Origin of the sequence: Streptomyces sp. NPDC017936, assembly GCF_044328485.1 — a bacterium.
Lineage (GTDB): Bacteria > Actinomycetota > Actinomycetes > Streptomycetales > Streptomycetaceae > Streptomyces.
Map to the genome: position 1 here is coordinate 190,484 of NZ_JBIRHK010000003.1, position 12,409 is coordinate 202,892.

Below are 12,409 nucleotides of genomic sequence, written 5' to 3' on the forward strand. Positions count from 1 at the left end.
TGACCGCCCGCCCGAGCCTGCCGGCGTTGCCGATGTCAGCCGCTGAAGCCGGCCACGTTCTCCTTCGTGACCACCTTCACCGGCACCTTCACCGTCTGCTCGACCTTCTCGCCCTCGATCGCCTTCAGCGCGTTGTCCACGGCGATCCTGCCCAGCTCCGACGGCTGCTGCGCGACGGAGGCGTACAGCGTGCCGCCCTCGACCGCGGTCAGGCCGTCCGGGGTGCCGTCGAAGCCGACGACCTGGACGGACGTGCCCGCCTTGGCGCCCAGCGCCTTGATCGCGCCGAGCGCCATCTCGTCGTTGGCGGCGATGACGCCCTGGACGTCCGGGTGGGCCTGGAGCAGGTTCGACATCACGTCGAGGCCCTTGGTGCGGTCGAAGTCGGCCGGCTGCTGGGCCAGGACCTGGATGCCCGGGTAGGCCTTCAGCCCCTTGGCGAAGCCCTCGGCGCGCTCCCGGGCGGCGGACGTGCCCGCCTGGCCCTGGAGGATCACGATCTTGCCGGTGCCGCCGAGCTTCTCGGCGACCGTCTTCGCGGCCAGCTCGCCGCCGGCGACGTTGTCGGAGGCCACGAGCGCCTGAGCGGTCGCCTTGTTGACGCCGCGGTCGACCGCGATGACGGGGATCTCCGCCTTGCCGGCGGCGCGCACGGCCGGACCGGCCGCGTCGGAGTCCACCGGGTTGACGACGATCGCGTCGAGCCCGGAACTGGTGAAGTTCTGCAGCTGGTTGGCCTGCTGGGAGGCGTCGTTCTGCGCGTCGGTGACGGTCAGGTCCACGCCCAGCTTCTTCGCCTCGGCCTTCGCGCCGGACTGGATCTGCACGAAGAACGGGTTGTTGAGGGTGGACAGCGCCAGCCCGACCTTCGGCTTCGAGGCCGCGGGGGAACCGCCGTGCAGGAAGGAGGTCGCGCCGACGATCGCCACGGTGACCACGGCCGCGAGCGCGTACGTCGCCGCCTGCCGGCCCTTGTCGCCGCCGGTGCCGGCCGCGACCGGGGTCGCCCCGGCCTTGCGGCGCACGGTGTCCAGCAGCACCGCCAGCGCGATGACCACGCCGATGACGACCTGCTGCCAGAACGCGGACACCGACAGGAGGTTGAGGCCGTTGCGCAGCACCGCCAGGATCAGCGCGCCGATCAGCGTGCCGGACGCCTTGCCGGTGCCGCCGGCGAGCGAGGCGCCGCCGATCACGACCGCGGCGATCGCGTCGAGCTCGTAGCCGTCGGCGGCCTGCGGCTGCGCGGAGGACAGCCGGGCGGCGAGCACGACGCCCGCGGCGGCCGCGAACACACCGGACAGGGCGTAGATGGCGAGCTTCTGCTTCTTCACCCGCAGGCCGGACAGGCGCGCGGCCTCCTCGTTGCCGCCGATGGCGTACATCGAGCGGCCGATGTACGTCCGGCCGAGCACGAACGCCGCGATCAGCCCCATGACGATCATGACCAGCACGGGGACGGGCAGCCAGCCGCCGAGCGTGTCGCCGAGGTGCGAGACGGAGTCGGGGAAGGCGATCGGGGAGCCCTCGGAGATCACCAGCGACAGACCGCGGCCCACCGACAGCATGGCGAGCGTCGCGATGAACGGCGGCAGCTTGCCGTACGCGATGAGGAAACCGTTCACCAGGCCGCACGCGATGCCGGTGGCGAGCGCCAGGACGACCGCGATCGCGACGGGCACGCCCTGCTGGGTGGCGCTCCAGGCCAGCACGGTGGCCGACAGGGCCGCCACCGAGCCGACCGACAGGTCGATGCCCGCCGAGACGATGACGAACGTGACGCCGAAGGCGAGGACGGCCGTCACGGCGGCCTGCACGCCCACGTTGAGCAGGTTGTCGGTGGTCAGGAAGTCGCCCGACAGCGCCGACATGGCGATGACGAGGACGATGAGCGCGGTGAGCGCCCCGTTGTCGAGCAGCAGTCGGCGCACCGCCGCGGCGCCACCGGCGCCCGTCGTGCTCTTGAGCGTGTCAGCGGCCACGGCCGGCCTCCAAGTCGTCAGTGGTAGGGGTGGGTGTCGTAGGGGTCATGGGGGTCGCGGGCGCCGTGGGGGCGGTGGGCGTGCTGACGGCGAGGGCCATCACCGCGTCCTGCGTCGCCTCGTCGGCGGGCAGTTCGCCGGCGACCCGGCCCTGGGCCATCACCAGCACCCGGTCGCTCATGCCGAGCACCTCGGGCAGGTCGCTGGAGATCATCAGGACGGCGGCGCCGGCGGCCGTCAGCTCGTTGATCAGCTGGTAGATCTCGACCTTGGCGCCGACGTCGATGCCGCGCGTCGGCTCGTCGAGGATCAGCACCTTGGTGTTCGCGAGCAGCCACTTGCCGATGACGACCTTCTGCTGGTTGCCGCCGGAGAGCGTGCGCACGTGCTGGCCGAGGCCCGCCATCCGCACCCCCAGCTGCTTCGCGATCCGGTCGGCGGCCTCGTGCTGCCCCTTGAGGTCGACCAGCCCGGCCCGGGTCGCCGACCGCATGGTCACCAGCCCGAGGTTCTCCTCGACGGAGGCGTCGAGCACCAGGCCCTGGCCCTTGCGGTCCTCCGGGACCAGCCCGATCCCGGCCGCCATGGCCGCGTTCACGTCGTGCCGGGGCAGCCGCGCGCCCTCGACCCGCACGGCTCCGCGGTCGTACGGGTCCGCCCCGAAGACCGCCCGGACGACCTCGGTACGGCCCGCGCCGACCAGTCCCGCGATGCCGACGACCTCACCGGCGTGCACCTGGAAGCCGACGTCGTGGAAGACGCCGTCCCGGGTGAGCCCCTCGACGGACAGCAGGGCGGGGCCCCGGTCGGCGCGCTCGCGCGGGTACTGCTGCTCGATCGAGCGGCCCACCATGAGCCGGACGAGCTCGTCCTCGGGCGTGCCGGCGGGCACCTGGCCGACGCTCTTCCCGTCGCGGATGACGGTGACGCGGTCGCCGAGGGCGGCGATCTCCTCCAGGTGGTGCGTGATGAAGACGATCCCGACGCCGTCCGCGCGCAGCCTGCGCACGATCGCGAAGAGCTTCTCGACCTCCTCCGAGGTGAGCACGGCGGTCGGCTCGTCCATGATCAGCACGCGCGCGTCCAGGCTCAGCGCCTTCGCGATCTCGACCATCTGCAGGCGCGCGATGCCGAGTTCCCGCACGCGCGCGCGGGGCGAGACGGACACGCCGACCCGCTCCAGCAGGACGGCGGCCTCGGCCTCCATCCGCTTGCGGTCGATCATCCCGAAGCGGCGCGGCTGCCGCCCCAGGAAGATGTTCTCGGCGACCGTCAGGTCGGGTACGAGGTTGAACTCCTGGTAGATGGTGGCGATCCCGAGGCGCTCGGAGTCCTGCGCACCGTGGATGCGCACCTCCTCGCCGCCGGCCAGGATGCGCCCGGCATCGGGGCGGTAGGCGCCGGAGAGCATCTTGATGAGGGTGCTCTTGCCGGCGCCGTTCTCGCCGAGCAGGACGTGCACCTCGCCCCGGCGCAGGTCGAAGTCGACGCCGTCGAGGGCGACCACACCGGGGAAGGTCTTGCGTATGCCTTCGATGCGCAGCAACTCGTCCGGGTCGCTCACGACTGGCTCCTGTTCCTTGCGGGGGACGGCTCTGGGAGGGACGGCTCTGGGAGGGCCGGCTCGCCGCACGAGCGGCGTACGACGAGACGGGCGGGGAGGGTGACGGACTGCGGGGGCCGTCCCTCGATGCGGTCGACGAGCGCGCGCACGGCGGCGCGTCCCAGCTCGCCCGTCGGCTGGGCGATCGCGGTGACCGGCGGGTCGGTGTGCACGAACCAGCGGATGTCGTCGAACGCGGCCAGCGCGATGTCGTCGGGGACGCGCAGCCCACGCGCGCGTATCGCGTCCAGCGCGCCCAGCGCCATCAGGTTGTCGGCGGCGAACAGCACCTCGGGCGGCTCGGGCAGGTCGAGGAAGCCCTCGGTGACCCGGCGCCCGCTCTCGGCCTGGAAGTCGCCCTGCCCCGTGTAGGCGTCGGGCAGGGGGAGTCCGTACTCGGCCATGGCGGCCCGGAAGGCCTCGACGCGCTCGCTGCCGGTGGTGGTGGCGGCGGGCCCCGCGATGATGGCGAGCCTGCGGTGCCCCAGCCCGTGCAGGTGCGCGACCAGGTCCCGGACGGCGGCCCGCCCGTCCGCCCGGACCACCGGCACGTCCACGCCCGGGATCCACCGGTCGACGAACACCATCGGCGTCCCCCCGCGCGCGGCGTCCAGCATCAGCGGGGAGCCGCCGTCGGCGGGGGAGACGAGGAGGCCGTCGATGCGGCGGTCCAGCAGGGTGCGGACGTGGTGGTCCTGGAGGTCGGGCCGCTCGTCGGCGTTGCCGATGATGACGCTGTAGCCGAGCGCGCGGGCCTCCTCCTCGACGGAGCGGGCCAGTTCGGTGAAGTACGGGTTCAGCACGTCGCTGATGACCAGGCCGAGGGTGCGGGTCTGGTCGGTGCGCAGCGACCGGGCGACGGCGTTCGGACGGTAGCCCAGCGTCTCGACGGCGGCCCGCACGCGCGTGCGGGCGTCGGCGCTCACCGACGGGTGGTCGTTCAGGACGCGCGACACCGTGGCGACGGAGACCCCCGCCTCGGCGGCGACGTCCTTGATGCTCGCCATCGCCGGTCCACCTCCTTGTGGAACTCGAGCAACTCGTGGAATCGATTACATCGACGTGTACGGAGGATTGGAATCGATTACACGGGGTGGAATCAAGCCTCTCGCGCGGCCGAAACCGAACCGTGATGAAGTGCGCTCACCTGAGCACGGCCGCGGGTGCCCGCGGGAAATCCCTCCGGCCCTCCGTCGGCGGGGATCCGGGCCGCCTCCGACCGCCGCGGGCGGCATGCCCGCGCCGATCGCCGGGGGAGAGGCAGCCGTGCGGGCGGCTCGGACGCTCGGCGTGACCGTGGGGGCCGCCGCCCTGGTCGGGACCTCGTTCGTCGTCGCCGGTCCGGCGGCCGCGACCGGGGGTACGGCGAAGGCCCCGGAGACCGTGGTCGTCCGGTCCGCGACCAGCACCGGCGGCACGGCCCTCGCCCAGCCCGGCAAGGGCCGGAGCGCGCCGGCGTCCCGCACGATGCGCTGCGGCAGCTCCTCGCACGACAAGTGCGACATCGTCGGCAAGCCCGGGTGAAGGGCACGCGCGGCGGGGGTCACCGGCCACGTGGCCGGCACCGGTGTGACGATCACGGGGAACCGACCCGGGCGCCCGGCGCCGGCGGGCGGCCCGCCCTGTCGGTGCCGGGCGGTACCGTCGCAGCATGTCCGATCAGGCGGGGGCCACCCCGACGGGAGAGCGGCGACCGGCCACGCTCGAGGGCGTGCTCGAACGCATCACGTACGCCAACGAGGAGAACGGCTACACGGTCGCGCGCGTCGACACCGGCCGCGGCGCCGGCGACCTCCTCACGGTCGTCGGCGCGCTGCTCGGCGCCCAGGTCGGCGAGTCGCTGCGCATGGAGGGCCGCTGGGGCTCGCACCCGCAGTACGGCAAGCAGTTCCTCGTGGAGAACTACACCACCGTCCTGCCCGCCACCGTCCAGGGCATCCGCCGCTACCTCGGCTCCGGCCTGGTCAAGGGCATCGGCCCGGTCTTCGCCGACCGCATCACCCGGCACTTCGGCACCGACACCCTGAGGATCATCGAGGAGGAGCCGAAGCGCCTGATCGAGGTGCCGGGGCTCGGCCCCAAGCGCACCAAGAAGATCGCCGAGGCCTGGGAGGAGCAGAAGGCGATCAAGGAGGTCATGCTCTTCCTCCAGACCGTCGAGGTCTCCACGTCCATCGCGGTCCGCATCTACAAGAAGTACGGCGACGCCTCGATCTCCGTCGTGAAGAACCAGCCGTACCGGCTGGCCGCCGACGTCTGGGGCATCGGCTTCCTCACCGCCGACAAGATCGCCCAGTCGGTCGGCATCCCGCACGACAGCCCGGACCGCGTGAAGGCGGGCCTCCAGTACGCCCTGTCCCAGTCCGCCGACCAGGGCCACTGCTACCTCCCCGAGGAGCGGCTGATCGCCGACGCGGTCAAGCTCCTCCAGGTCGACACCGGCCTCGTCATCGAGTGCCTCGCCGAGCTGGCGCAGGTCCCGGAGGAGGGCGAGGACCCCGGTGTCGTGCGGGAGAAGGTGCCGGGTCCGGACGGCGGCGACCCGGTCACGGCCGTCTACCTGGTCCCCTTCCACCGCGCCGAACTCTCCCTCTCGGCCCAGCTGCTGCGCCTCCTGCGCACCGGTGAGGACCGGATGCCCGGCTTCCGCACGGTGGCCTGGGACAAGGCGCTGACGTGGCTGAAGGGCCGTACCGGGGCCGACCTCGCGCCCGAGCAGGAGGCCGCGGTCAGGCTGGCGCTCACCGAGAAGGTCGCCGTGCTCACCGGCGGCCCCGGCTGCGGCAAGTCCTTCACGGTCCGCTCGATCGTGGAGCTGGCCCGCGCCAAGAAGGCCAAGGTCGTGCTGGCCGCCCCCACGGGCCGCGCGGCCAAGCGCCTGGCCGAGCTGACCGGCGCCGAGGCCTCCACCGTGCACCGCCTGCTGGAGCTCAAGCCGGGCGGTGACGCGGCCTACGACCGCGACCGCCCGCTCGACGCCGACCTGGTCGTCGTGGACGAGGCGTCGATGCTGGACCTGCTGCTCGCCAACAAGCTGGTGAAGGCCGTCCCGCCCGGCGCCCACCTGCTCTTCGTCGGGGACGTGGACCAGCTGCCCAGCGTCGGCGCGGGCGAGGTCCTGCGCGATCTGCTGGCCGACGGCGGCCCCGTCCCGGCGGTCCGTCTCACGCGCGTGTTCCGCCAGGCCCAGCAGTCCGGCGTGGTGACCAACGCGCACCGGATCAACGCCGGGCAGCACCCCGTCACCGACGGCATGAAGGACTTCTTCCTCTTCGTCGAGGACGACACGGAGCAGGCCGGCCGGCTCACCGTCGACGTGGCCGCCCGCCGGATCCCGGCGAAGTTCGGTCTCGACCCGCGCCGGGACGTCCAGGTCCTCGCCCCCATGCACCGCGGCCCCGCCGGCGCCGGCACCCTCAACGGACTGCTCCAGCAGGCCATCACCCCGGGCCGTCCCGACCTGCCCGAGAAGCGGTTCGGCGGCCGCGTCTTCCGCGTCGGCGACAAGGTCACCCAGATCCGCAACAATTACGAGAAGGGGGAGAACGGTGTCTTCAACGGCACCGTGGGCGTGGTCACCTCGCTCGACCCGGTCGACCAGCGCCTCACGGTGCTGACGGACGAGGACGAGGAGGTGCCGTACGAGTTCGACGAACTGGACGAACTGGCCCACGCGTACGCGGTGACCATCCACCGCTCACAGGGAAGTGAATATCCCGCCGTGGTGATCCCCGTCACGACGGGGGCATGGATGATGCTCCAGCGGAACCTCCTGTACACGGCGGTCACCCGGGCGAAGAGGCTGGTCGTCCTCGTCGGCTCGCGCAAGGCGATCGGACAGGCGGTGCGCACGGTGTCGGCGGGGCGGCGCTGCACGGCCCTCGACTTCCGCCTCGCGGGCTCCTGACCTCCCGTCCGGTCCTCCGGCCCGAGGTGATCGCAAAAAATGATCGATCAAATGAGTCGTGAAGGTCACAGAGCACTTCCGGAAGCGGAACGGAGGCGGCAGTATGAGCAAGTTGACGGCACTGAGTGCCGTCGATAAGCCCAATGGTCGACCCCGAGTGCACTCTCCTGCGCCAAATGGGGGATGGTAGAGACAGTCAGGGCACCTCGAAGAAGAGGCACAACGTCGGTGAGGGATGACGTGAGCGACAACTCTGTAGTACTGCGGTACGGCGACGGCGAGTACACCTACCCGGTGATCGACAGCACCGTCGGCGACAAGGGCTTCGACATCGGGAAGCTCCGCGCCCAGACCGGTCTCGTGACCCTGGACAGCGGATACGGCAACACCGCCGCCTATAAATCCGCCATCACCTACCTCGACGGTGAGGCGGGGATCCTGCGGTACCGCGGCTACCCCATCGAGCAGCTGGCCGAGCGCTCCACCTTCCTGGAGGTCGCCTACCTGCTCATCAACGGCGAACTGCCCACCGTCGACGAGCTCTCGTCCTTCAAGAACGAGATCACGCAGCACACCCTGCTGCACGAGGACGTCAAGAACTTCTACAAGGGCTTCCCGCGCGACGCCCACCCGATGGCCATGCTGTCGTCGGTCGTCTCCGCGCTGTCCACCTTCTACCAGGACAGCCACAACCCGTTCGACGAGAAGCAGCGCAACCTCTCCACGATCCGGCTGCTCGCCAAGCTCCCGACGATCGCGGCGTACGCCTACAAGAAGTCGATCGGCCACCCGTTCGTCTACCCGCGCAACGACCTCGGCTACGTCGAGAACTTCCTGCGCATGACCTTCTCGGTGCCCGCCCAGGAGTACGAGCTCGACCCGATCGTGGTCGCCGCCCTGGACAAGCTGCTCATCCTGCACGCCGACCACGAGCAGAACTGTTCGACCTCCACCGTCCGCCTGGTGGGCTCCTCGCAGGCGAACATGTTCGCCTCGATCTCCGCCGGCATCAACGCCCTGTGGGGCCCGCTGCACGGCGGCGCCAACCAGTCCGTCCTGGAGATGCTCGAGGGCATCCGCGACGCGGGCGGCGACGTGGACACCTTCATCCGCAAGGTGAAGAACAAGGAGGACGGCGTCCGCCTGATGGGCTTCGGCCACCGGGTCTACAAGAACTTCGACCCGCGCGCCAAGATCATCAAGGCCGCCGCGCACGACGTCCTCTCCGCGCTCGGCAAGTCCGACGAGCTGCTGGACATCGCGCTCAAGCTGGAGGAGCACGCGCTCTCCGACGACTACTTCGTCTCGCGCAGCCTCTACCCGAACGTCGACTTCTACACCGGCCTGATCTACCGGGCCATGGGCTTCCCGACCGAGATGTTCACGGTCCTGTTCGCCCTCGGCCGCCTGCCGGGCTGGATCGCCCAGTGGCACGAGATGATCAAGGAGCCGGGCTCCCGCATCGGCCGCCCGCGCCAGATCTACACGGGCGTCGTCGAGCGCGACTTCGTGCCGGTCGAGGAGCGCTGACACCTGCCGCCGGGGGCGCCGCGTCCGTGGTGCCCCACCGCGCGGGCCGAGGAGCGCCGTGACGGCTGAAGACCGAGGGCCGTCCCCGCCGGGCGGCCCTCGGCCGTGACGGGTGGTCCGCCGCCCGGCCGGTCCTCGTACGGACGGCCGCCGTCGGTACGGAAGGCCGTCGTCGGACGGGGCCGGGGCGGTGCGGGAGCGCGTACGGCGTCACAGGCAGCAGAAGGCGCCCTGGTGCGCCGGTCCCCCCACGGGCCGACGACCAGGGCGCCTTCCCATGTCCCGGTGCGGATTCCCCCCACGGGATCCGGCCGGGCGTTTGTGAGGACACAGCTCCTGAATCGCTGGTGCCATATGCGGTTGTCGGGCCGGCGGGATCGAGCGGCGCGAGCGGAACTCGCCGCACCCCCGCCGGGTGCGGTCTGCCGGGACAACGCACGCCGGGAGGGCCGCTCAAAGCTTCCCGGTGTACGTGCCCCGGCAACGCATCTCTGAGGAAGTCCCCCAAGACATCCCCAGATGCCGGTTCGCGCCCCCCAAGACGCTTGCCGACATCGCCAACTTAGACCGTCGAACCCCTTCGATGGTTACGTTCACATCACTGTGATCTGTGTCTCTTGCGTATGTCCCGTTCGATGCGCAAGGTCCCGGACACGGTGATCGAGGCCCCGGCGTAAGGATGATGCGCGAGCCTCGTGAAGAGCTTATGTGCTGCGTGCGCCGGACTCCAGGGGCGTTGTGGTTTCGGCTTCGCCTAACCGGCGGTAACCTCGCGCGCGTTCACCTTGCGTCAGCGGAACGTCCGCAACCGCAGACTGTTCGTCACCACGAAGACCGACGAGAAGGCCATCGCCGCCCCCGCGAGCATCGGGTTCAGCAGCCCGGCGGCGGCCAGCGGCAGCGCGGCCACGTTGTACCCGAAGGCCCACACGAGGTTGCCCTTGATCGTCGCCAGGGTCCGCCGGGAGAGCCGGATGGCGTCCGCGGCGACCCGCAGGTCCCCGCGCACCAGGGTCAGGTCGCCCGCCTCGATCGCCGCGTCGGTCCCCGTGCCCATGGCCAGGCCCAGGTCGGCGGTGGCGAGCGCGGCCGCGTCGTTGACGCCGTCGCCGACCATCGCGACGACCCGTCCCTCGCCCTGGAGGCGCCTGACGACGTCGACCTTGTCCTCGGGCAGCACCTCGGCGATCACCTCGTCGACGCCGACCCGTGCGGCCACCGCCTCGGCCACCACCCGGTTGTCCCCGGTCAGCAGCACCGGCGTGAGCCCCAGCGCGCGCAGTTCGCGCACCGCCTCGGCGCTGGTCTCCTTGACCGCGTCGGCGACGGCCAGCACCCCGCGCACCGCGCCGTCCCAGCCCACGACGACCGCCGTGCGGCCGTCCCGCTCGGCGTCCTCCTTGGCGCGGGCCGCCTCCTCGGGAAGCGAGTCGAAGAGGCGCCCGACGGCCACCTCCCGCCCCTCCACGCGTCCGCGCACACCCCGCCCGGGCACGTTCTCGAACCGCTCCACGGCCGGCAGCTCCCCGGCCCGCTCCTCGGCGCCGGCGGCCACCGCGCGGGCGACCGGGTGCTCGGAGGCGTGCTCCAGGGCGCCCGCGAGCCGCAGCAGCTGCTTCTCGTCGGTGCCCTCGACGGCGTACACCCCCTGGAGGGTCATGCGGCCGGTGGTGACGGTTCCCGTCTTGTCGAGGACGACGGTGTCGACGCGGCGGGTGCTCTCCAGCACCTCGGGGCCCTTGATGAGGATGCCGAGCTGCGCGCCCCGGCCGGTGCCGACCAGCAGGGCGGTCGGGGTGGCCAGGCCCAGGGCGCACGGGCAGGCGATGATCAGGACCGCGACGGCCGCCGTGAACGCGGCGACGGTGTCGCCGGTGAGGCCGAGCCAGCCGCCGAAGGCGGCGGACGCGATCAGCAGCACCACGGGCACGAAGATCCCGGCGACCCGGTCGGCCAGCCGCTGCACCTCGGCCTTGCCGTTCTGCGCGTCCTCCACCAGCCGCGCCATGCGGGCGAGGCGGGTGTCGGCGCCGATCCGGGCGGCCTCGACGACGAGCCGGCCGCCGGCGTTCACCGTCGCGCCGGTGACGGGGTCGCCCGGGCCGACGTCCACCGGCACCGACTCGCCGGTCAGCATCGAGACGTCCACGGCGGAGACGCCCTCGACCACCGTCCCGTCGGTGGCGACCTTCTCCCCGGGCCGGACGACGAACCGGTCCCCGACCGCCAGCCGGTCCACCGGGAGCCGCACCTCACGGCCGTCCCGCAGCACGGCCACGTCCTTCGCGCCCAGCTCCATCAGCGCCCGCAGCGCGGCCCCCGCGCGCCGCTTGGAACGGGCCTCCAGGTAACGGCCGAGCAGGAGGAAGGCGGTGACGCCCGCGGCGACCTCCAGGTAGATCGTGGACGCGCCGTCCGTGCGGGAGACCGTCAGCTCGAAGGGGTGGCGCATGCCGGGCATGCCGGCGTCGCCGAGGAAGAGCGCCCACAGCGACCAGCCGAACGCGGCGAGCGTGCCGACCGAGACGAGCGTGTCCATGGTGGAGGCGCCGTGCCGCAGGTTCGTCCAGGCCGAGCGGTGGAAGGGCAGGGCGCCCCAGACCACCACGGGCGCGGCGAGGGTCAGCGACAGCCACTGCCAGTTGTCGAACTGCAGGGCCGGGACCATCGCGAACAGCACGACCGGCGCCGCGAGCAGGGCGGAGACGACCAGCCGGTGCCGGAGCGCCGACAGTTCGGGGTCGGCGTCGGCGTCGGACGCGGTCTCCTCCGGCCGCACCTCGGGCGCGGGTTCCGCGGCCGTGTAGCCGGTCTTCACGACGGTCGCGATCAGGTCCGCGACCTCGGTCCCGGCGGGGTAGGTGACGCGCGCCCTCTCCGTCGCGTAGTTGACGGTCGCGGAGACGCCGTCCATGCGGTTGAGCTTCTTCTCCACGCGGGCCGCGCAGGAGGCGCAGGTCATCCCGCCGATGAGCAGCTCGACCTCGGAGGTGCGGGAGGCCTCGGCGGTCATGGGCGCCGTGGTGGTGGGGCTGGGCATGTCCGTACTCCAGGGAGCGGGACGGGCCGCATCCGGCCCGGGGCGACCGGTCGGTGCGGCCCGCGGCCGAAAGGGGGCGGCGGCTCGGGTCAGGCGCGGCCGACCAGTTCGAAGCCGGCCTCGTCGACGGCGGCGCGCACGGCCTCCTCGTCGAGGGCGGCGGCGGAGACGACGGTGACCTCGCCGGTGGACGCGACGGCCTTCACCGAGCTGACGCCGGGCAGTTCGGAGAGCTCACCGGAGACGGCGCCCTCGCAGTGGCCGCAGCTCATGCCGCTCACCTTGTAGACGGTGGTGACGGAACCGGAGGTTTCGGTGTGGACGGTCATCTCGTTGCTCCTCGTCGA

8 protein-coding genes are annotated in these 12,409 nt (G+C 72.0%); 3 read left to right on the forward strand and 5 right to left on the reverse strand.

The genetic code is table 11. The features are described 5' to 3' along the window. Window positions 1-35: 35 nt before the first annotated feature. The 3 genes from ACH4F6_RS07535 to ACH4F6_RS07545 are packed head-to-tail and all read right to left on the reverse strand — an operon-like array spanning window position 36 to window position 4,592. Window positions 36-1,982, reverse strand: a complete 1,947-nt coding sequence (locus tag ACH4F6_RS07535) for a substrate-binding domain-containing protein (protein ID WP_397958964.1) — start codon at window positions 1,980-1,982, stop codon at window positions 36-38. Continuing rightward, window positions 1,972-3,546 (reverse strand): sugar ABC transporter ATP-binding protein, encoded by a 1,575-nt coding sequence (locus tag ACH4F6_RS07540; protein WP_397958965.1) that lies wholly within the window; start codon window positions 3,544-3,546, stop codon window positions 1,972-1,974. The genes ACH4F6_RS07535 and ACH4F6_RS07540 overlap by 11 nt, the downstream gene beginning before the upstream one ends. Then, on the reverse strand, window positions 3,543-4,592 hold the full coding sequence (locus ACH4F6_RS07545; RefSeq protein ID WP_397958966.1) for a LacI family DNA-binding transcriptional regulator: 1,050 nt from the start codon (window positions 4,590-4,592) through the stop codon (window positions 3,543-3,545). Before ACH4F6_RS07545 ends, ACH4F6_RS07540 begins: the two co-directional genes overlap by 4 nt. 259 nt (window positions 4,593-4,851) lie before the next feature. On the opposite strand from ACH4F6_RS07545, the gene ACH4F6_RS07550 reads away from it, so the two are divergent. The 3 genes from ACH4F6_RS07550 (at window position 4,852) to ACH4F6_RS07560 (ending at window position 9,022) form a co-directional block, all read left to right on the forward strand. Next, a complete protein-coding gene (locus ACH4F6_RS07550) occupies window positions 4,852-5,109 on the forward strand; it encodes a hypothetical protein (protein ID WP_397958967.1) in 258 nt (85 codons plus the stop codon). 127 nt (window positions 5,110-5,236) lie between these two features. Then, window positions 5,237-7,492: an ATP-dependent RecD-like DNA helicase gene (locus ACH4F6_RS07555; RefSeq protein ID WP_397958968.1), complete on the forward strand. Its 2,256-nt coding sequence runs from the start codon at window positions 5,237-5,239 to the stop codon at window positions 7,490-7,492. A 240-nt stretch (window positions 7,493-7,732) separates the two neighbouring features. After that, entirely contained in the window at window positions 7,733-9,022 is a 1,290-nt protein-coding gene (locus tag ACH4F6_RS07560; RefSeq protein ID WP_397958969.1) for a citrate synthase, read from the forward strand. Between the two features lie 790 nt (window positions 9,023-9,812). Here the strand turns inward: ACH4F6_RS07560 and ACH4F6_RS07565 are convergent. Next, entirely contained in the window at window positions 9,813-12,062 is a 2,250-nt protein-coding gene (locus ACH4F6_RS07565) for a heavy metal translocating P-type ATPase (protein ID WP_397958970.1), read from the reverse strand. An 89-nt stretch (window positions 12,063-12,151) separates the two neighbouring features. Then, window positions 12,152-12,391, reverse strand: coding sequence for a heavy-metal-associated domain-containing protein (locus ACH4F6_RS07570; protein ID WP_397958971.1), 240 nt, complete (start codon window positions 12,389-12,391; stop codon window positions 12,152-12,154). Window positions 12,392-12,409 lie beyond the last annotated feature (18 nt).